The organism is Halpernia frigidisoli (assembly GCF_900113805.1).
Taxonomy (GTDB): Bacteria; Bacteroidota; Bacteroidia; order Flavobacteriales; family Weeksellaceae; genus Halpernia; species Halpernia frigidisoli.
In genome coordinates, this window is sequence record NZ_FOQT01000003.1 from 26373 (window position 1) to 46927 (window position 20555).

20 protein-coding genes are annotated in these 20555 nt (G+C 32.2%); 14 read left to right on the forward strand and 6 right to left on the reverse strand.

The genetic code is table 11. From position 1 onward, the window contains the following. Positions 1-40: 40 nt before the first annotated feature. Positions 41-2965 carry a M16 family metallopeptidase gene (locus BM238_RS08435; protein ID WP_090079831.1) on the reverse strand — a complete coding sequence of 975 codons (2925 nt, stop codon included), beginning with the start codon at positions 2963-2965 and terminating at the stop codon, positions 41-43. A gap of 206 nt (positions 2966-3171) precedes the next feature. Then, entirely contained in the window at positions 3172-4506 is a 1335-nt protein-coding gene (locus tag BM238_RS08440; RefSeq protein ID WP_090079833.1) for a dihydroorotase, read from the reverse strand. A 113-nt stretch (positions 4507-4619) separates the two neighbouring features. On the opposite strand from BM238_RS08440, the gene BM238_RS08445 reads away from it, so the two are divergent. From BM238_RS08445 to ribA, 8 genes are all read left to right on the forward strand, one after another. Next, positions 4620-6038, forward strand: coding sequence for a lipopolysaccharide biosynthesis protein (locus BM238_RS08445; RefSeq protein WP_090079834.1), 1419 nt, complete (start codon positions 4620-4622; stop codon positions 6036-6038). A gap of 56 nt (positions 6039-6094) precedes the next feature. Next, entirely contained in the window at positions 6095-7120 is a 1026-nt protein-coding gene (locus tag BM238_RS08450; protein ID WP_090079836.1) for a sugar phosphate nucleotidyltransferase, read from the forward strand. A gap of 83 nt (positions 7121-7203) precedes the next feature. After that, on the forward strand, positions 7204-7998 hold the full coding sequence (locus BM238_RS08455; protein WP_090080466.1) for a lipoprotein insertase outer membrane protein LolB1: 795 nt from the start codon (positions 7204-7206) through the stop codon (positions 7996-7998). Continuing rightward, entirely contained in the window at positions 7998-9551 is a 1554-nt protein-coding gene (locus BM238_RS08460; RefSeq protein WP_090079838.1) for a murein hydrolase activator EnvC family protein, read from the forward strand. The genes BM238_RS08455 and BM238_RS08460 overlap by 1 nt, the downstream gene beginning before the upstream one ends. Before the next feature lie 33 nt (positions 9552-9584). Continuing rightward, a complete protein-coding gene (locus tag BM238_RS08465) occupies positions 9585-9851 on the forward strand; it encodes a Sec-independent protein translocase subunit TatA/TatB (protein ID WP_090079839.1) in 267 nt (88 codons plus the stop codon). A gap of 9 nt (positions 9852-9860) precedes the next feature. Beyond that, complete coding sequence (locus tag BM238_RS08470) at positions 9861-10472, forward strand: DUF4254 domain-containing protein (protein WP_090079840.1); 612 nt, start codon at positions 9861-9863, stop codon at positions 10470-10472. Beyond that, complete coding sequence (locus BM238_RS08475) at positions 10469-10903, forward strand: hypothetical protein (RefSeq protein ID WP_143093372.1); 435 nt, start codon at positions 10469-10471, stop codon at positions 10901-10903. The genes BM238_RS08470 and BM238_RS08475 overlap by 4 nt, the downstream gene beginning before the upstream one ends. A 30-nt stretch (positions 10904-10933) precedes the next feature. After that, complete coding sequence (gene ribA, locus BM238_RS08480) at positions 10934-11533, forward strand: GTP cyclohydrolase II (RefSeq protein WP_090079844.1); 600 nt, start codon at positions 10934-10936, stop codon at positions 11531-11533. A gap of 50 nt (positions 11534-11583) precedes the next feature. On the opposite strand, the gene BM238_RS08485 is transcribed toward ribA, so the two are convergent. Further along, entirely contained in the window at positions 11584-12111 is a 528-nt protein-coding gene (locus tag BM238_RS08485; protein ID WP_090079846.1) for a hypothetical protein, read from the reverse strand. A 115-nt stretch (positions 12112-12226) separates the two neighbouring features. On the opposite strand from BM238_RS08485, the gene BM238_RS08490 reads away from it, so the two are divergent. From BM238_RS08490 to BM238_RS08515, 6 genes are all read left to right on the forward strand, one after another. After that, positions 12227-13918 (forward strand): glycoside hydrolase family 3 protein, encoded by a 1692-nt coding sequence (locus BM238_RS08490; protein WP_090079847.1) that lies wholly within the window; start codon positions 12227-12229, stop codon positions 13916-13918. A gap of 2 nt (positions 13919-13920) precedes the next feature. Then, complete coding sequence (locus BM238_RS08495; protein ID WP_090079848.1) at positions 13921-14829, forward strand: WG repeat-containing protein; 909 nt, start codon at positions 13921-13923, stop codon at positions 14827-14829. 192 nt (positions 14830-15021) lie between these two features. Then, on the forward strand, positions 15022-16164 hold the full coding sequence (gene bshA / locus BM238_RS08500) for an N-acetyl-alpha-D-glucosaminyl L-malate synthase BshA (RefSeq protein ID WP_090079850.1): 1143 nt from the start codon (positions 15022-15024) through the stop codon (positions 16162-16164). 20 nt (positions 16165-16184) lie between these two features. Next, positions 16185-17447, forward strand: coding sequence for a DUF2851 family protein (locus BM238_RS08505; RefSeq protein WP_090079852.1), 1263 nt, complete (start codon positions 16185-16187; stop codon positions 17445-17447). Between the two features lie 4 nt (positions 17448-17451). Continuing rightward, positions 17452-17697 (forward strand): PspC family transcriptional regulator, encoded by a 246-nt coding sequence (locus BM238_RS08510; RefSeq protein ID WP_090079855.1) that lies wholly within the window; start codon positions 17452-17454, stop codon positions 17695-17697. A 2-nt stretch (positions 17698-17699) separates the two neighbouring features. Further along, positions 17700-18215, forward strand: coding sequence for a GNAT family N-acetyltransferase (locus tag BM238_RS08515; RefSeq protein WP_090079857.1), 516 nt, complete (start codon positions 17700-17702; stop codon positions 18213-18215). Between the two features lie 8 nt (positions 18216-18223). Here the strand turns inward: BM238_RS08515 and BM238_RS08520 are convergent, their stop codons facing one another. The 3 genes from BM238_RS08520 to BM238_RS08530 are packed head-to-tail and all read right to left on the reverse strand — an operon-like array spanning position 18224 to position 20504. Continuing rightward, complete coding sequence (locus tag BM238_RS08520; protein ID WP_090079859.1) at positions 18224-18955, reverse strand: SIMPL domain-containing protein; 732 nt, start codon at positions 18953-18955, stop codon at positions 18224-18226. 50 nt (positions 18956-19005) lie between these two features. Beyond that, positions 19006-19734, reverse strand: coding sequence for a carboxypeptidase-like regulatory domain-containing protein (locus BM238_RS08525; protein ID WP_090079861.1), 729 nt, complete (start codon positions 19732-19734; stop codon positions 19006-19008). Between the two features lie 2 nt (positions 19735-19736). Continuing rightward, positions 19737-20504: a peptidase associated/transthyretin-like domain-containing protein gene (locus BM238_RS08530; protein ID WP_090079864.1), complete on the reverse strand. Its 768-nt coding sequence runs from the start codon at positions 20502-20504 to the stop codon at positions 19737-19739. Positions 20505-20555: the final 51 nt, after the last annotated feature.

Consider the following 20555-nt stretch of genomic DNA (forward strand, 5'->3'; position numbering starts at 1 on the left):
ATTAATCCTGCAGTTTTTTATTAATTAAATATCTAAAAATTTAGTAGCCAAAGATCTCTTCTAAAGAAAGAACTTTTACGTCACCTAATTTTTTTAATTGATCCATTGTTACGTTTTTATCTGAGGCAACAACTGCGTAAGTGTAAGGTTTGCCGGAGAAATAAGTATCGTGGAAGGTTTTCATTTCTGCCATATTTACATTCCCAACATCTGCGTAAACTTTCTTGCGGATGTCTTCATTTAAACCCAGATCTTTTGCAGCTAAGTAATTATAAATAATACCGTCCTGCGTGATTCTTTCCGTCTGGATATCTTTACGAACCTGGTTTTTAGCCAGATTTAAGTTGCCATCCAGGTTTGGTAAAGTGGTCAAAAGATCGTTCATCGCCGCGGTAGATTCATTAAATTTATCTGCCTGACTTCCTACATAATTCATGATGTAATAATCCTGATCTTTTTTCTGCGGACTCATATAATAGCCGTAAGTGCTGTACGCCAAAGCCTTGCTCTCACGAATAGTCTGGAAAACCACGGAACCCATGCCGCCACCAAAATAATTATTGTAAACGTTGATCAAAGTGGTTTTGTCCGGGGAATAAACATCCGTATTTCTGATCCATCTCGTTTCTGCCTGCACCATATCATAGTTGGCAAACAACACCTGATTTTTCTTTAACTGAACCTGCGGAAAATCTTTTTTAGCAAGATCTGCATTAAAAGTTGCCGGCACTTTGTGCATTTTTTCTAAACTTGAAACCAGTTCATTTAAAGGTTTAGGACCGTAATAAATAATGGTCTGCTCAAAGTTATTTAAGTTTCTAAGACGGTCAACCAATTCGCGGGAAGTAGTTTCTGCCAGGTCTTTGGAAGATAATGTGTAATTAAATTTATTGTCTTTTCCATAAATTGCATAACTCGTAAGTCCTTGCATAATGGCACCTTTATTTAATTTTCTGTCTTTTCTACCTTTTTCAATTCTGGCTTTTAAACTTGCCAAAGCTGCATCATCAGGATCTACATTATTAATGATATTTTCGTAAAGCGAAACTGCTTTATCAAAATTATCCTGCAAACCTTCTATGGAAACCGTGGTGTATTCTTCACCCGCAGAGATATTAAAACTACAGGCAATCTTATAAAATTCTTTAGAGATCTGCTCTGCAGACATTTTATCCGTTCCTAAAAACTGAATGTAACTTGCAGCCAAAGATGCTTTAAGATCGTTTAAAGTCCCTTTTTTGTATCTGTATTTCAAACGGAAAATAGAATTGTCTTTATTAGGAACATAAAGCACTTCTGCCAAACCTATTTTAGATTTTTGAATGTCTTTATTATAATCTAAGAAAACCGGCGTTGATGCATTACTCGGCATATCATCTACCATTTTCACAAACGCTGATTGTTTATCAGGATTTGTTTCAACCGCTGTGATAATTGGTTTTTCAATTTTTTCACGGTTTGCTTTTTCACCTTTTTTCTTGTAAACAGCGACGTAATTATTACCTAAATATTTTTTGGCAAAATTAACAACATCCGCTTTCGTCACTTTAGAAAGGTCATTAACATAAGCCACCTGATCTCTCCAGTTTTGCTCAGATGTAAATGCGCTCATTAAAGAACCTGCGCGACTTCCGTAAGTTTCGCTTTCGTAAATTTTATCTTTTTTAATATTATTGACGATAGAAGTAATTAAAGAAGCATCAAAATTTCCGCTTTTTAAATTATCGATCTGACCTAAAAGTAAAGTTTTAACCTCATCTAAAGATTGACCTGTCGTTGGCGATGCCGATAAATAAAGAACGCCGTGATCAATCAAAGTATAAGTAAAAGCCGAAGCGCTCAATAATTTTTGTTTCTTAACTAAATTAAGATCCAATAATCCCGCTTTACCATTAGTCAAAACCTGACCAACAAGATCTGCAATCAAAACATCTTTGTCTTTATTCCCCGGAAGTCTGAAACCCATTGTCAAACTTTCTGCATCCGGACCAACAATTTCTTTAATAATTGGTGTTTTAATCGGACTTTCCTGCGCAAAAGTATATTTAGGAACCGGTTTAGACTTCATATTTTTAAATGAAGTATCAATTTTCGCGATCACTTCATTTGGATCAAAATCACCTGACATTATTACGCCCATATTATTTGGGACATAATAGGTGTTAAAATAGTTTCTGATTTTTACCAAAGATGGGTTTTTCAAATCCTGAATTGTACCGATCGTTGTTTGTTTACCGTAATTATGTTCTTTAAATAAATTAGCAAACAAAGTTTCAAAAACCTGGCTTCCATCGCTGTCTAAACCACGGTTTTTTTCTTCATAAACCGCTTCCAGTTCTGTATGGAAAATTCTTAAAACCGGCATTCTAAAACGTTCTGCCTGCACCGTAATATATTTGTCGATCGAAGAACTTGGAACATCATCCGTGTAAACTGTTTCTTCAAAACTTGTGAAAGCATTCGTTCCCTGCGCTCCCATTGAAGACATTAATTTGTCATATTCGTTCGCAATTGCAAACTTACTAGCCACACCGGAAACGGAATCTATTTTTTTGTAGATCGCTTTTCTCGCCGCGTCATCAGTCGTTTTATTGTAAGTTTCATACAATGCATCGATTTTGTCTAATTGCGGTTTTTCTTTTGACCAATCTAAACTGCCGTATTTATCAGTTCCTTTAAAAAGCATGTGCTCTAAATAATGCGCTAAACCTGTGTTTGTCGCAGGATCGGTTTTACTTCCCGCTTTTACGGCAACATAAGCCTGAATTCTTGGGTCTTTCGGTGTTGGACTAAGAATCACAGTTAAGCCGTTTTTCAAAGTATAAAACCTGGCTTTCATTGGATCATTTGAAACGTATTTATACGTATAACCTCCTTCTGTAGCAGTTTTCCACTCAAATTTACTTTGAGCAAAAAGATTGACTACCAAAAATAGAAGTAGAAATTCTAATGATTTTTTTATCATATTAGTAATATTTTTTAATGTGAAGTAAATATATATAAAATTTTGATTGATTTAGATTAATGATATTTATGTCTTCAACTTTTTTGAATCTGATTCCGATAATTATTTAACTTTTTTGGATTTGGATAGAATTTATTAAATCTATTTATAACACCACACGAAAATCTGCTTAATATGTTAAATCTGCGAGAAATAATACGAACAATTTATCTTTCAAAAAGCAATCTTTCACCAAATTTTTCTGATGTAATATTTCCATTTTCAAAAACGAGATTTCCATTAACGAAAGTGTGCGTTACTTTAGAATGAAAGGTTTTTCCCTCAAAAGGACTCCAACCACATTTTGCTAAAATATTATCTTTGGAAACAGTATATTTTTCATTTAAATCTACTAAAACCAGATCTGCTTTAAAACCTTCTTTTATGAATCCACGCATTTCAATTTCAAATAAAATGGCAGGATTATGACACATTTTTTGAACTAATTTTTCCAAAGAAATTTTTCCGTTTTTGTAATGTTCCAGCATTTGGTTTAAAGCATGTTGCACCAAAGGTCCGCCGGAAGGCGCGTCCAAATATTTTTTAGATTTTTCCTCTAAAGTATGCGGCGCATGATCGGTTGCAACAATGTCAATTCTATCATCTAAAAGGGCTTCCCAAAGTTGATCCTGCTCTTTTTGCGTTTTAATTGCTGGATTCCATTTAATTAAATTTCCTTTTTCGGCATAATCTTTATCTGAAAAAGTAAGATGATGAACGCAAACTTCTGCCGTGATTTTTTTCTCTTTTAAAGGAATATCATTTTGAAAAAGATCCATTTCCATCGCCGTAGAAAGGTGAAAAACATGCAGTCTTGCACCCGTTTTTTTAGCCAATTCAATTGCTTTTGACGAAGAAATATAACAAGATTCTGTACTTCTTATAATTGGATGCATTTCTACTGGAATTTCTTCACCATATTTTTCTTTTGCTTTTTCTAAATTTGCTTTTATGGTTGCCTCATCTTCGCAGTGAACGGCAATCAATAATTTAACATTTGAAAAAATCTTTTCTAAAGTTTCTGGATTGTCAACCAGCATATTTCCCGTGGAAGAACCAAGAAATAATTTAATTCCGGCGACATTTCTTGGGTTTGTTTTTAATAATTCTTCCAGATTATCGTTCGTTCCGCCCATCATAAAAGAATAATTGGCGTAAGAATTTTTTGCCGCAATTTTATATTTTTCTTCAAGTAATTCTTGCGTCACTGCATTTGGAACTGTATTTGGCTGTTCTATAAAACTGGTAATTCCGCCCGCAATTGCCGCGCGGGATTCACTCTCAATATCGCCTTTCCACGTTAATCCCGGCTCACGAAAATGAACTTGGTCATCAATAATTCCAGGCAAAAGATATTTTCCTTCTACATCAATAACTTTATCAACAGTTTCTCCTGAAATATTATCTGTAATTTCTTTTATTAAATCATTTTCAATAAGCAGATCGCTTTTAAAAATCTGATTTTCATTGACTAAAGTCGCATTTTTTATTAAAATTCTCATGGCTTAAATTTAATGAATTTTTTAATTTTTCAAATCATTAAAATAGTAAAACACATTTCAATTTTTCTCCTATTTAATTAAAACTTTACATTTGCAAAAAACATTAAGGAATTTTGAAAAAACTTTTAGGTGAAACATTAATTTACGGACTTGGCGCGATAATGCCGAGAATTATTTTATTTGTCTTAAATCCTTTATACATCAATCAAATTGATACAGACGCATTTGCTCAATTTTCAAATCTATATGCAATTGTTTCCTTTGTAAATATTTTTTTATCATTCGGTTTTGAAACTACTTATTTCAGATTTTCAGCGGATAAAGAAAATGAAGCCAAAACTTTTAATACAACATTTCTATTTCTGTTCGGGCTTTCCGCGGCTTTTTTAATAGGCGTGCTTTTATTTAATCAGCCAATCGCCAACTTTTTAGGCTACGAAAAACATCCGGAATACATAAGATGGTTTGCGATGATCGCTTTTTTTGATAATCTCTGCGTGATTCCATTTGCCTGGCTGCGTTTCCATAATAAACCTATTAAATATTCTTTAATAAGAGTTATTCAGTCACTTTTTCAAACTTTAATAGTTATTGCTTTTTTCCTTTTAATTCCGGTAGAAATTTTATCAAAATTTGGAATGAAAGAGAAAGTTTCTTATCCTTTTTATGCCAATTTAGCGGGAAGTATTTTTGGTGTTTTGCTTTTATTACCCATAATTTTAAAAATAAAACTACAGTTTTCGAAGGAATTATTTTCAAAAATGATAAAATATTCCTGGCCAATAATGGTTGCAGGTTTTGCATTTATGGTCAATGAAAATTTCGACAAAGCCATTCAATATTCCTTTATCAACGAAAGCGATGCAGGTGCTTATGGCGGTTGCTACAAATTAGCAGTTTTGATGACGCTTTTTGTTACAGCGTATAGAATGGGAATTGAGCCTTTCTTTTTTAAACAAATGAAAAATGAAAATGCAAAAATAACTTATGCAAAAGTGACAGAATATTTTTCCTTTTTTGCTTGCATTGTAGCACTCGGAATTATCACCAATATTTCCTGGCTAAAACATGTTTTCATTCCAAATAAAACCTATTGGACGGCAATTGACATTATCCCGATTATAGTAGTCGCAAATCTTTGTTTTGGTATTTATTATAATCTTTCCACTTGGTACAAAGTAACTGACAGAACCAAGTTTGGCACTTTAATTTCCTGGGTTGGTGGAATTTTTACCATCATTCTAAATTTGGTTTTTCTTAAAAAATACGGATTTATGGTTTCCGCCTGGGTAACTTTTGGCGCTTATTTTATGATGATGGTTTTGTCTTATTTTTTAGGTCAGAAATATTATCCAATTCCTTACAGAATAAAGAAAATTTCTTTCTTTTTAGCTTTGTTAATGATTTTTAGCGTCATCACAGTTAAAGTTTTTGAATACAATTTTTGGCTATCTAATTTACTTTTTGCTACTTATTCATTCATTTTAATTTACAGCGAAAAAGATTTTATTCTCAGAAAACTCAGAAACTAAATCATTAAAAATTACTATTTTTACAAACTTCAAAAAATTACATAAGACATTTATATATGAAAATAATAGTTCCAATGGCCGGTCGCGGTTCCAGATTAAGACCTCATACATTAACAGTTCCAAAACCTTTGATCCCAATTGCGGGGAAACCGATCGTTCAAAGATTGGTAGAAGATATTGCAAAAGTAGCTGGTGAAAATATTGAGGAAATTGCCTTTATTATTGGGGATTTCGGATCTGAAGTGGAGGCCTCTTTAATTAAGATCGCAGAAAGTCTTGGCGCTAAAGGAACAGTTTACACGCAGGATGAACCGCTTGGAACAGCGCACGCTATCAAATGTGCAGAAAATTCTATGCAGGGTGACGTTGTTGTCGCTTTTGCAGATACATTATTTAAGGCTGATTTTAATTTGGATAAAAATTCTGACGGCGTTATTTGGGTAAAAAAAGTGGATGATCCATCAGCTTTTGGCGTGGTGAAATTAGATGAATCTGGCTTTATCACAGATTTTGTGGAAAAACCAAAAGAATTTGTTTCAGATCTGGCGATTATCGGTATTTATTATTTTAAATCTGCTGAAAAATTGATGGACGAAATAAATTATATCATGGACAATAATATAATGGAAGGCGGCGAATATCAGTTGACAAGAGCTTTAGAAAATTTACGTCAAAAAGGAGCGAAATTTTCTTTGGGAAAAGTGGATGACTGGATGGATTGTGGCAATAAAAATGCAACTGTAGAAACCAATTCTAAAGTATTAAAATATGAAGCTGAAGAAATGTCTCATTTTCCAGCTTCCGCTATAATTGAAAACTGTTTGATCATTCCACCATGTTTTATTGGCGAAAATGTAAAAATAAAAAATTCAAAAATTGGTCCTGGCGTTTCTCTCGGAAACAATACTGTGGTAATTAATTCAAACATTGATAATTCTTTAATACAGGAAAATACAGTGATCGATCATGGGAATTTAACCAACTCAATGATCGGAAGTTCAGCTCATTATTATGGCGTTGCCCGTGAAATTTCTTTGGGAGATTTCTCTGTTTTGGATTTTTTATCTAAAGCTGACATATAGATTTAAAGCCCATCTTGACGATTTTTCGGCCTATGATTAATTTTATTTGGCTTAAAAGTTGTAAAAACTGGAGTAAAAAAGTTATGAAAAAGTATATTATATTAAGCTTCGCAGCTTTGTCAATTATATCCTGTAAAACTGTATCAACGGTGAACAAACCGGTTAACAGTAATTTACCTGTAGCGTCGGATGCTTCATTTTACAAAAAAATTTTAGCGGAAGAAAGCTACGAGGCTTTAAAAATAAACAGCAAAGTCGATATTGAAAACGGCAGTTTTATCCCAACATTGAACGCAACTCTGTATCTTGAAAAAGACAAAAAAGTCTGGCTAAATCTTTCTGCATTATTCATAAATGTAGCACGTGGTTTGGCAGATGAACAAGGCGTAAAAGGATATGAAATTTACAACAAAACATACATTGATTCTAATTTTGGTTATTTAAATAACTTACTGAATGTTAACTTTATAGATTTAAAATCACTGCAAAATCTTTTAACAGGTAAAACTTTTATTCCAATCAATGAAAATGACTTTAAACTGACAAAAAACAGCGCAGGCTATAATCTTAAATCTGTAAAGAATCAGATCATATCCAATAATGGGAAAACCAGTGAATATATTATTGATCTTAATTATACTTCAGATTTTCACCTCTCTACAGTAACGCTCCAGGATGCCAAATCACCGGATAAACTGGAAGTTTTATACAGTAATTGGGAAATTAATAACAATATTTCTTTACCTAAAAACGTTAAAATTATAATAAATGGGAAGAAAAGAAGTGAAATTTTATTAGAAAACACGAGATTTGATTTCTCGAAAATGGACACTCCATATTCGGTTCCCAATAATTATCAGAAAACTGAAATTAAATAATGCACAGGAAAATATTAATTTTTATAGGTCTTTTGTTGTTAAGTCAATTTTCAGCACAGAAAAAAGAGCAACTTCAGCAACAAAATGCTGATCTCAAGAAGCAAATTTCATTAATAAATGCCAATCTGGCGAAAACGAAAAATGAGTCTAAACTTTCAGTTGCCTACCTAAATGCAGTCAACCAAAAAATAGATCTTCGTCAAAAGGTATTCACCAATACTCAGAAGGAAAAAAGATTTATAGAAGATGATATTTACCTTCGTCAGCTTGAGATCAACCGCCAGAATAGAGAGTTAGTAGTTTTACGTAAAAATTACGCAGCAGTTTTAGTAAACGCATATAAAAACAAAGGCGTTCAAAATAAGGTTACTTTTATTTTATCTTCTAAAAATCTTGGTGAAGCGTTGCGACGTGTTCAATATTTAAAACAATATTCAGATTATCAGGATAAAAAATCTGCAGAAATTACAGATGCTTCCGTCAAGATAAAAACCTCTATTGCAAGCCGTCAAAAATCGATGCAGGAAAAGGAAAATTTGCTGTCTAATCAGGAAAAAGATCTTAAAACTATAAGCGTTGAAAAACAACAAAAAGAAAAACTACTTGCAGATTTTAAAGCAAACGAAACGCAACTAACAGCGGAATTAAAGCAAAAGCAAATACAATCTAATGCTTTGGAAGGAAAAATCAGAAATCTCATCAATGAGGAAATTAGATTAGCAAAAATAAGAGAAGAGGCAAATAAAAAGGCGGAGGCAGAAAAAGTACGTTTGGCGAAATTAGCTGCAGACAGAGAAAAAGCAAGAATCGATGCTGAAAATAAAGCACGAGCTGATGCCTTAGAGAAAGAGAGAATTGCCGCAGACCTTGCTGCAAAGAAAGCTCTTGAACTTGCCAACAGGAAAGCGGACGATGAGAGAAAAAGAAGTGCAGACGCAGCAAAGGCCGACGCCAGTGCGCGTGATGAAGAAAGACGAGTTGCTGCCTCAAAAGATGCTGCTGCTGCTGCAAATGCAGCGAAAATTGCACAAAACAAAGCCGTGGACGCACGTGCTGCCGAAGTACTTTTAGAGAAAAATAAAAATGAGGCAAAAAAAGTAGCAGAAACTAAGGCTAATACAAGTTACGGTGTTAATACAAATTTAGCAGGGAATAATTTTGTTGCTAACCGCGGAAAAATGAGTTTACCAGTTAGAGGAACGATCACTCACAGATTTGGCCGACAACCGCACCCAATATTTAAAAATATTTGGGAAGATAATAATGGTATAAAAATAGCTGTAAGTCCTGGTACAAAAGCGCAGTGTGTTTTCCCAGGTGTAGTGACGGGCGTGATGGTAGATGGCAACTTAAAAACAGTTATTGTAAAACATGGAGATTATTTCACCGTTTACAGCAATCTCTCTAATGTAAATGTTTCTTCCAATCAACAGGTTGCAGCCGGAACAGCGATTGGACAGGTAGGAACTGACTTCGATGGAACAAATACTTTGGATTTTCAAATCTGGAATGGCTCAAATCCCGTAGATCCTTTAGGATGGATTTCTTATTAAAAAAAATAATATAACTTTGTTAAAAATAAAAAAATGATTACAATTACAATACTTGCCCTTTCATGGGAACACATCGTAGTAATAGGTTTAATTTTAGTGCTTCTTTTTGGAGGTAAAAAAATCCCTGAATTAATGCGTGGAATGGGTTCTGGTATCAAAGAATTTAAAGATGCTGTTAAAAAAGAAGATGAGGTGCCTACACCGCAAAATCCAACCAGCAACCATGTAAATAATCCAGTTAACAATCCTGTGACTACGCCGGTTAATCATACTACTGAAAATACTGGTAACTCGATTTAAAAAAATCTTATGTCTTTTTCTGAAAATGCCTGGAAGATATTTAATCTTTCTGTGGAAAACTATCATATAAATGATGATGTCGATTTTATTATCGAAAATCCTTACTCAGACTCGTCTTTGGAACAAATATTGTATGCAAAAAACTGGATTGATTCCGTTCAATGGCATTTAGAAGACATTATCAGAGAAGATGAGATAGATCCAAAGTTAGCTTTGGCTTTAAAACGCAGGATTGATGCTTCTAATCAAAAAAGGACAGACCTTGTTGAATACGTAGATAATTGGTTTTTTGATAAATACCAAAATATAGAACCGAAGACTGATGCTAAAATCAATACAGAAACAATTGCGTGGGCAGTAGACCGTTTGTCTATTTTATGTTTGAAGGTTTATCATATGAGAGAAGAAGCATTGAGAGAAAGTGCTTCTGAAGACCACAGAATTAAATGCGGACAAAAACTTAAGGTTTTACTTGAACAACACATTGATTTGTCAAAAGCTATAGACCAGCTGATATTTGATATCGAGAACGGAACTGTAAAGATGAAGTTATACAAACAAATGAAAATGTATAATGATGAATCACTCAATCCTATCTTATATCAAAAAATAAAAAAATGAAACTAACTTTTTCTGCAGCATGCATCTTTTCACTTTTAATGATGAGTTGTTCTTCGGAAAAAGTTAATTTATCTCCAGTATCTGACAATCTTCGAAATGATCTTTATGAAAGTTCAAATGATTTAAGCAAAAAGACTGCAACTTTAGCTTACCAGTCAGATATTTCTAATTTACTTTCCACTTTTCCGAAATTTAATAATAAGCTTCTTGACCGGGAAGTTGATGCATTAAAAAGTGCCTTAAATGGCTATATTGCTGCAATATCAAATAAAGACATCAAAAAACGCAATAACTTCTATAAAAGTTACGTAAATTCATACATTAAAATTCAAAATTTACGCAAATCACTTACAAGCGATCTTGATAACATTCTAAACAGATATATGGTTCGATTGAAAACCAACGTAAATCTTTTAGAATCACTTAATTAAACAATTATAAAGAAAATTTCTACTTACAAAATGGTTACAAAACAAGCAGAATCTTTAGTTCCGACAGAGTTTGGAAACTTTAGAATTATTGCATTCTCCGAAGTTGAAAATAACTGGATGCCTCACATGGCAATTATTGCTGAAAATACAGATTTAAGCAAACCTGTTAATATCAGATTTCATTCTGAATGTATTACAGGAGAGGTTTTCCATTCAAAAAAATGTGAATGTGGGCAGCAACTCGATTACGCGATGCAGTACATGAATAAAAATGGTGGCGCTATTATTTACCTCCGTCAGGAAGGCAGAAATATAGGGATTATCAACAAATTAAAAGCTTATGCGCTACAGGAGCAGGGTTTTGATACTGTAGAAGCAAATCTAAAATTAGGACTTCCTGCAGATGATAGAAATTTTGATGTTGCTGTTGATATACTCCGAAAATTAGATATAAAGGAAATCAATCTTTTAACAAATAATCCATTAAAAATGGAGGCTGTTGAAAAAAGTGACATTATTTTAAGAAGCAGAATTCCCCTTCAAATTCCTTCGACTAAGGAAAGTAAAGATTATCTCGATACCAAAAAATCTTATTTCGGTCATTTACTTGAAGATGAAATTACAGAATAAAAAAAAGACAATTGATTTCTCAATTGTCTTTTTCATTTTAAATTTTATATTTAAAGACTCTTTAAATTTGCGTCTTTAATATTATAGAATCTCGCGACAGCGTTGTAATCTCTTGTATCAACAGAATTTGCAGAAGCATTCTTGCCCGTTTTTGCCGGAACTACTACTATACGAAAAGTCTGATTATTAATATAAGTAGGCGCTAAAGCAGGATCAAATGTACCGCCAGCTTTAATTAAAATATCAAGTCTACTAAAATCAAAATCGTAATCTAATTCACCCTGTGTTAAAAACAAAGTTCTTGGAATTGATTGCCAAACAGCAGTTCCGTCCGATAAAGTACTTGATTTTCTATAAATTAAAACAACATCGCTTTCGATTAATGCACTGTTAAAATTTCTTGAAATAGCATAAATACCACTGGCATTTTTTACAAAACTCACGTTATTCAAATCGTAAGCGGTAGAATAAGTATCAGTTCCCTGAACCTGATCTACAACATCATTGTTATTACGGTCACAACTAACTACACTGAAAGCCAGTAAACCAACTATTGCTAAAGAAAAAATTTTTTTCATAATATTTAATTTTATTAATAAACTCTACTCAAAATATATACCATTAAACTTTAATATGAAGATAACTTTAAATGCTTAATTTTGTACATCTACACATATATAGATACTGAAAAGCATGAAAAGTCAAATCTTATTATTTATATTTTTTTTATTTTGTTTTAAAGCTAATGCACAATATAAACCCCAAAATATAAAAGGCAAAAACGAAAAGGACGCAAAAAACTGGGTTGATAAAACGTACAACTCTCTTTCACAAGATGAAAAATTAGGACAATTGTTCATCATTGCTCTTTACACCAACAAAGGAGATGAACATATCGATTTTGTTAAAAATTTAGTTGAAAAAGAAAAAATTGGCGGTTTAATTTTAATGCAGGATGATGCAGCAAAGCACATTAATTTAGTTAATGAATTTCAGCAAAATTCAAAAGTTCCTTTAATTGTCGGGATGGACGCAGAATGGGGCGTTTTTCAAAGAATTGCGGCGGCGCATAAATTTCCCTGGGCGATGACTTTAGGTGCGATTCAGGATAAAAAACTCATTTACGAAATGTCTGCTCAGATAGCAGAAGATTGCCAGAGAATGGGAATCAACTGGGATTTTGCACCAGTTGTGGATGTAAATACAAATCCTGACAACCCAATTATAGGAAACAGAAGTTTCGGTTCTAATGTAAAAAATGTCGTAAAATCTTCAACTGCATACTTTAAAGGTTTGCAGGATCATAATGTTTTAGCTGCTATTAAACATTTTCCCGGTCACGGTGATGCAGCGACAGATTCTCACCTTGATCTGCCAGTAATTGATCAAAATATTTCGCGTTTAAAATCTGTAGAACTGGCGCCTTTTAAAAAACTGGCGCATAAAGGAATTGGTGGTGTAATGGTCGCGCATCTTTACGTTCCAGCTTTGGAAACACAGAAGATTCCGGCATCTTTGTCGCATGAAATTGTTACCAAACTTTTAAAGGAAAAAATCGGATATGAAGGTTTGATAATCACAGATGCTTTAAATATGGGCGCTGTTGCAAAGAGATACAAACCCGGCGAAGTTGATGAGATGGCTTTTAAAGCGGGAAATGATATTTTACTATTTTCAGATGGTGTTTCAGAGGCGAAAAAATTAATTCAGCAGGCAATCGATAAAGGCGAGATTTCTCAAAACAGAATTGAGGAAAGTGTTAAAAAAATTCTTTTAACTAAATATTATTTGGGTTTAACTAAATATGAAACGAGAAATCCTGAAAATATCAATCATGATTTAAATAATAAAAAGCACGTAAAATTAGCACGACTGCTTTACAGCAATGCGTTGACATTAATAAAAGATCAGGAAAAATTATTACCGTTAAAACCAACTGAAACTTATTATTACGTTCCACTGGAAGAAGCGCCTTATCAGACTTTTCTTAATCAGTTAAATTCTAAAACTACTGTAATTTTAAAAAAATCCTCTGAAATCTCCACGATTCCTGCAAATTCAAAAGTGATAGTTGGCTTTCATAAAGACAATTCTTCGGCTTATAAATCTTTTAAAATCTCTCAGGAAAGCAAAGATATTTTAGCAAAATTAAATAAAAACCAAAACGTAATTTTAACTTTTTTTGGAAGTCCTTATGCTTTAAAAGATGTGGATATTTCTAAAACTTCAACAGTTTTAGTCGCGTATGAAAATAATGATGATTCTCAAACCGCGGTTGCAAAAGCACTTTTAGGCGAAACAAAAATTCACGGTAGAATTCCGGTTTTGGTTAATGAGAACATTAAAGAAGGAATGGGAATTGATTTGAAAATTTTAAAAGATTGATCATGAAAATATTATCAGCCCTATTATTTTTACCAATAATTTTATTTTCGCAAAATAATAAAGTTTATTTTCAAAGGGAAAATGACTCTATGATTAGTTATAAAGATGAAAAAAATAATTACATTATTAAACCCTTTATATCATTAGGTTATTTGGATTCTATAATGCCTAAAAAAAAGGAAATATTTGATGATTTTTTTTATATTCATCCAAAAGGAAAATCAAATTATGCGGTTGATAGAAAGGGAAACTTTCTTTTTTATCCCTTTTATTTTGATAATAGTCCCGATTATATCAATGAAAATTATTTAAGAATAAAAGATGAAAAGGGAAAAGTCGGGTTTGCAAACAAAGAAGGAAAAATAATGATAAAACCAAAATATGATTTTGCTGAACCTTTCAGGATGGGTTTTTCTTCATATTGCAATGGATGCTACTTTGATAGAAAAAAGGATGAAGAGCACCCACCATTGAGTGGCGGAAAATGGGGCTTTATTGACAAATTAGGAAATGAAATTTCACCTTCAAATTTCCCCCAAAATCATAAAGATTTTAAAACTGAAAATGGAAAATATATTCCTTATCAATTTAGTTATAATGATTATGAAAAATCATTATTAAAAAAATTAGAAAAATTCAAGAGCCTTATTTCTGAACAAAATATATTTGGTGATGTTAACTTCAATTTTGAAATTATTTCCAGACCTTCAAAAGAAAATCCATTCTATTTCATAAAAATTTTCAGAAAAGATTTACCACATTATTTTTCTTCAGATAATGATGATGCGGAAGGTTTTAGTTTTTATATTGATAAAAATGAAAATATTCTTTTGAATCATTTAGTTATGGAAGATGGTGGAAAAAGTTGGCATTATTCCTTAATTGATATTAAAAACTGGAAATTAAATTAATAATTTTTTTGTCTCAATTATTGTGAAATTGTAAAATAGTGAAATAGTGACAAAAAAAATACTCTTCAAAAATAGCCCCGATTGCAGCGGCATCCTTTTTCTTTTGAAAAAAGAAAAAGATATAGCGGAAAGCGGGACTTCACTTGAAAAATAGCAGTAACTTTCTGCTTCAAAAAAAATAGAAATATAAAGATGAAAATAGGAATTCTCTGCTACCCAACTTACGGCGGAAGTGGCATTGTAGCGACAGAATTGGGAATGTCATTGGCGAATAAAGGTTATGAAGTGCATTTTATTTCAAGTGCGATGCCCGCAAGATTGGACATTGCTAATCCTAATATTTTTTTCCATAAAGTGAATGTGCAGACATATCCGCTTTTCAAATACCAACCTTATGATATTGCGCTTTCGTCCATGATCTATCGGGTCGTGAATCTTTATAAACTCGATATTTTGCACGCGCATTATGCAATTCCTTATGCTTATGCGGCTTTCACGGCGAAGCAAATGTTAAAAGAAGTGAATGCCGATATTCCCTTGGTGACAACGCTTCACGGAACGGATATCACGTTGGTCGGGCAACATCCGAGTTATAAACATGCGGTGGAATTCTCTATAAATCAATCAGATACCATAACTTCTGTTTCTGAAAGTTTAAAAATTGATACGCTTCAAAAATTTCATATTAAGAAAGAAATTCAGGTTATCACCAATTTTATTGATAATTCTGAATTTACGAATTATGAAGTTTGCCAGAGAAAACAATTGGCAAATGCTGATGAAAAAATCCTGATCCACGTTTCCAATTTGCGTCCTGTAAAAAGGATTAATGAGGTTTTAGAGATCTTTAAAAATGTTGAAAAAGTTATCAAATCAAAACTCATCATTATCGGTGAAGGTCCTGATATGGAAGTTATTACGCAATTTCTGGAAGAAAACCCGGATTTGATATCGAAAATTATTTTAATGGGGAAAGTGAACGATCTCTATAAAATTTTAGAATTATCGGACGTTTTTCTTTTGCCTTCTGAACAGGAAAGTTTTGGACTCGCTGCTTTGGAAGCGATGGCAGCCTCAACGCCGGTGATCAGTTCAAACGCGGGCGGAATTCCGGAAGTGAATATTCAGGGTGTTACAGGATTTTTAGCAGAAATCGGAAATGTTGAAGCGATGAGCAACTACACGATCAAACTTCTTCGAGATGAAGAACTTTTGGCACAACTCAAGATCAATGCAAAAGAACAGGCAATAAAATTTGATATTAAAAATATCCTGCCGATCTACGAAAAAATGTACGAAGAAACTTTGGAAAAATTTCATGCTGTTTCAATGTAAAATTTAAAATTTTCTTTTAAATGAATGAAAAACTCCTTCAATATCTTTGGAATTTCAAAATTTTCAACAGTTTTGATTTTAAAGATATTGAAGGTAATTCATTGGAAATTTTAAATTTTGGAAATTGGAATTTTAATTCTGGCGCCGATTTTCTGGAAGGAAAAATTAAACTCAATGATTTAATTTTAGCCGGAAATATAGAACTTCACGTAAAATCTTCTGATTGGATCTTTCATCAGCATTCCGGCAATCAGGATTTTGATAATTTAATTTTGCACGTCGTTTATCAGCACGATATAGAAATTGAGGAATTTTCAATCAAAAATATCCCAACTCTTGAACTGAAAAATTATATAGATGAAAACATTATTCAGAAATATAAAAAATTACTTGACAAAGTTCAATTCATTCCTTGTGAGAATATTTTTGACCCAAAAAAAATCCCTTTTAATTTTGCCGATGAAACTTTGCTTAAAAAATTAGATGAAAAATCTGAACAAATAAGTGTACAATTAAAATCTTCGCAAAATAATTATGAAGCCGTTCTTTTTCAAAATCTGGCTTACGCTTTTGGCTTAAAAGTAAACGCAGAAATTTTTCAGCAGTTTGCAATGGAAATTGATTTTAATGTAATTAATAAAATTCGTCAGAATGAAGTTCAGCTAGAAGCATTATTTTTTGGAATCTTCGGTTGGTTGAAAAATCCTAACGATGAAAAAATGCAAATCTGGAAACGGGAATTTGAGTTTTTAAAAGTAAAATATATTTTAAAAGAACTCACTTTTAAACCAAAATTTTTAAGATTACGACCGCCAAATTTCCCAACAATTCGGCTTTCTCAACTGGCAAATCTTTATTTCTCACAACCAAATTTATTTTCAAAAATCATTAATGCAAAGTCAAAAGCGGATCTTTTTTTGATTTTTAAAAATACAAAAGCGACAGAATATTGGGATGATCATTTTAATTTTGGTAAAATATCTACAGTCGATCATGAAAAAACAATTACTGAAGATTTTATTAATTTAATTATTATAAACGCCGTTTTACCTTTAAAATACCATTATCACAAAAACACGGAAGAAGAAATTGCGGAAGATATTTTAAAGTTTTATTCGGAAATTACCACAGAGAAAAATGCTATTATTTCTAACTGGAAAAATTTGAAAGTTCCTTTAAAAAATGCAATCGACAGTCAGGCTTTTCTTTACCATTATAAGAATTTCTGCGTTACCAAAAAATGCTTAAATTGCAGTATCGGTTTGCAGTTATTAAAAAATTAAACAAATGAAATTATTAAGAGAACCACAATTTAGCAGAAATTTCCGCATTAAAATTGAGAAGGAATGGTTTGGCGTTCTCACCAGATTAGGTGCTTTTTTAGGAATTCCGGTTTCTAAACTACGCGTTTTTTTCATTTATTCAACTTACGCAACCGCAGGAATTTTCTTTTTCATTTATTTAGGCTTGGCTTTCGCGCTGTGGGTAAAAGATATTTTTTTTATCAGAAGACCCAATGTTTTTGATCTATAAAAATGGAATTTAATCTTATCGATGAGTTCGAGGATTTCCGTGTGAAATCAATCTTTGAAGCTTACTGCGACACTTTTCCCGAAAATGAAAGACGCAGTGAATCGCAATTTGAAAACTTATTTAAAAAGGAAAAAGTATCGGTTTTTTCTATTGTAAATAATTCACAATTTATCGGTTATTTTATCATGTGGGATTTGGAAGGCTTCGCTTTTTTGGAACATTTTGAAATTTTTGAAGCGTTCAGAAGCAATAATTTCGGTTCAGAAGTTTTGCAAAAATTGAAAGAAAATTATTCAAAAATTATTTTAGAAAGTGAACCGGAACATTTTAATTCGATTGCAGGAAAAAGAATTAAATTTTATCAAAGAAATGGATTTAAAATCATTTCTGAAAATTACATTCAACCAAGTTACGGCGAAGGAAAACCAGATTTAAATTTGCTTTTATTTGCAAATTTCCAACCTAAAAATCTGGAAAAAATTACAGAAAATATTTATGATGTGGTTTATGGTAAGTAATTAAAAAATTAATTAACCTGATATTCCAGTTTTATCGTGATACTCGCCTCTTTATCTTTTGAGTTCGTGTTAAAAGTACCGCCATACGAATAATCTTCGTTTGAATTTGGCGCAGTAATCTGGATAACGCCCATCGTTGCTTTTTTCAGATGTCCCAAATTTGAACCTGCATTTTCTGCAATTTTTTCCGCGCGCGCTTTGGCATCTTTCGTCGCATTTGCGATCATTTCCTGTTTTACGTCTGCCAGTTTTGTGTAAAAATAATTTGGTGAAGATGATGTAAATTCAATTCCACGGTTGATGATTTCAGTAATATTTCGGCTTAAATTCTCAATTTTTTGTACTTCTTTACTTTCAATCGAAACACTCTGTGACAGATTATAACCTGCAAAAGTCTGGTGACTCGCGCCGTTGGAATCATTTGCGTAATTATAAGCTTTCTGAATATCTACTGCGGAGAAAACCATTTCATTTTGCTTAATTCCTTTTGACACTAAATAATCCGAGATGATTTTCCTATCCAAAGCCAAATCATCATAAGCCGTTTTTAGATCAAAATTATTTTTTGTAAAACTGCCCGACCAGGTGATAAGATCAGAAGTAAATGCCTTGGAACCAAGTCCAGTCACAGAAATTGTATTATCTGCCTGATTTCTATTTTTAATGGCACTTCCTAAAAAAGCCAATCCAATAATAAAACCTGCTGACGCAATCGCAATGGCTATAATATTTTTATTCATTTTGATAATAATTTGAGTATAAAAGTAACGAACTTATCGCAACAACAATATTATTTTTTATTTACACTCTTATTGTAAATGGAAACTTTTTCCTCCGCTGCAATTTGAAATTTTGAAATATCTGACGATGTTATTCTACCGAAACGCCTGATATTGTCTGTCTCAAAATCCTGCAAAACAAATTCTATAAAAGAAGATATCAGCGTTTTATCAATCCCTAGATTTTCAAAATAGCTATTACCAAAAATATCTTGAAAATTGTTTACCATAGTGAATTTGTCCCATTGATAGCCTTTTTTTGAAGTTTCAAATCCCGGCCCTTTTGGCTGTTTAAACTCACCTCTTTTTGGACTCATAACTTCTGAAGAAGATTGACTTCGGTTATATTTAACGAGATCTAGATTTAGTTTGCTGTCTTTTTTTGACGTTCCATAATGTTTTATGTCTTCCTTTAAATTTCCTGTGGGCTTGTAAGTGATTATCACTTCCTCAATATCTTCCGGTTTTCTGGCTAATATAATTTTTAAATAATTTTCAGAATTTACTGTGACAGAATATCTTTCATAATTATTTCTTAAAAAACGCAATTCATTTCCCGGAACTGCTGGAATTGAAAAACTTCCATTTTCGTTAGTGAAAATCTGTTGATCTGTTTTCATATTAATTACCAAAACGCCTGGAAAAGGATTTCCATTTTCATTTAAAATAATTCCCGAAACTGTATTTTGAGAAAATAATTGCAATGAAACAACGACGAAAATTAGAGTTATTAATTTCATATTTATTCTCGTCTTTTTAAATATGCAGGAATTAAACCTAAAAGTGTAAACTCCGCTTTATCAGTATTTTTTGTTTTAAAACAATTCTGCAAATCATTACTTTGTAAAAGAGAAAAATTTAAGAAATCTGAGATATCAGCCGTTTTAATATCATTTCTCAGAAAAAAATCTGCTTTAATATTAGATTTTAACCAATTTAATTTGTCCTGAAAATCATCGTATTGATAAAGTCGCTTTTGCCTTCTTGCCTTACCACTGATCAAGTCATAGATTGCCTGAGGTTTTAGAGATAAAGATAAAAGAGGTGCAATCACGTCTTTTTTTACATCCGCTGGTTTTTCACGCATTTTTAATGGCGCTTTCGGCAAACCAATATCTTTATTAAGTTGTGCTAATTTATCTTCCTTATTTAAAGATTTAGAATCTTTTGACAAATTTCCACTAAGTTTTGGTTTTACAATTACTTCTTCAATGTCGGTTGGTGCGTAAACCATAGTAATTTTTAAACCAAAAAAATAAGAATCAGATCTTATAATTACTGATGAACGTTCATAATTTTGTCTTACAAAACGCAGTTCGTCTCCAGAATTTGCATTGATTTCAAAATTGCCATTTTCATTTGTTTGTGTCTTTTGATCTAAATTGATATTCACGACCAAAACGCCGGAAAGTGGAATCTGGTTTTCATCAGAAACAATCCCCGAAACTGCTTTCTGAGAAAAAATAAAAACGGGGAAAAGTAGAAGTAGAGAGAATAAAATTATTTTCAAATGTTATTGTTTTTGTAAAAATAAATTTAAAAATGACTTCCTAATAAACTT

Excerpts from the sequence above, each read along its gene's own strand:
- BM238_RS08435 (WP_090079831.1), bottom strand. The coding sequence starts at position 2,965 with ATGATAAAAAAATCATTAGAATTTCTACTTCTATTTTTGGTAGTCAAT.
- BM238_RS08440 (WP_090079833.1), bottom strand. The coding sequence starts at position 4,506 with ATGAGAATTTTAATAAAAAATGCGACTTTAGTCAATGAAAATCAGATT.
- BM238_RS08450 (WP_090079836.1), top strand. The coding sequence starts at position 6,095 with ATGAAAATAATAGTTCCAATGGCCGGTCGCGGTTCCAGATTAAGACCT.
- BM238_RS08455 (WP_090080466.1), top strand. The coding sequence starts at position 7,204 with ATGAAAAAGTATATTATATTAAGCTTCGCAGCTTTGTCAATTATATCC.
- BM238_RS08460 (WP_090079838.1), top strand. The coding sequence starts at position 7,998 with ATGCACAGGAAAATATTAATTTTTATAGGTCTTTTGTTGTTAAGTCAA.
- BM238_RS08465 (WP_090079839.1), top strand. The coding sequence starts at position 9,585 with ATGATTACAATTACAATACTTGCCCTTTCATGGGAACACATCGTAGTA.
- BM238_RS08470 (WP_090079840.1), top strand. The coding sequence starts at position 9,861 with ATGTCTTTTTCTGAAAATGCCTGGAAGATATTTAATCTTTCTGTGGAA.
- BM238_RS08475 (WP_143093372.1), top strand. The coding sequence starts at position 10,469 with ATGAAACTAACTTTTTCTGCAGCATGCATCTTTTCACTTTTAATGATG.
- ribA (WP_090079844.1), top strand. The coding sequence starts at position 10,934 with ATGGTTACAAAACAAGCAGAATCTTTAGTTCCGACAGAGTTTGGAAAC.
- BM238_RS08485 (WP_090079846.1), bottom strand. The coding sequence starts at position 12,111 with ATGAAAAAAATTTTTTCTTTAGCAATAGTTGGTTTACTGGCTTTCAGT.
- BM238_RS08490 (WP_090079847.1), top strand. The coding sequence starts at position 12,227 with ATGAAAAGTCAAATCTTATTATTTATATTTTTTTTATTTTGTTTTAAA.
- BM238_RS08495 (WP_090079848.1), top strand. The coding sequence starts at position 13,921 with ATGAAAATATTATCAGCCCTATTATTTTTACCAATAATTTTATTTTCG.
- bshA (WP_090079850.1), top strand. The coding sequence starts at position 15,022 with ATGAAAATAGGAATTCTCTGCTACCCAACTTACGGCGGAAGTGGCATT.
- BM238_RS08505 (WP_090079852.1), top strand. The coding sequence starts at position 16,185 with ATGAATGAAAAACTCCTTCAATATCTTTGGAATTTCAAAATTTTCAAC.
- BM238_RS08510 (WP_090079855.1), top strand. The coding sequence starts at position 17,452 with ATGAAATTATTAAGAGAACCACAATTTAGCAGAAATTTCCGCATTAAA.
- BM238_RS08515 (WP_090079857.1), top strand. The coding sequence starts at position 17,700 with ATGGAATTTAATCTTATCGATGAGTTCGAGGATTTCCGTGTGAAATCA.
- BM238_RS08520 (WP_090079859.1), bottom strand. The coding sequence starts at position 18,955 with ATGAATAAAAATATTATAGCCATTGCGATTGCGTCAGCAGGTTTTATT.
- BM238_RS08525 (WP_090079861.1), bottom strand. The coding sequence starts at position 19,734 with ATGAAATTAATAACTCTAATTTTCGTCGTTGTTTCATTGCAATTATTT.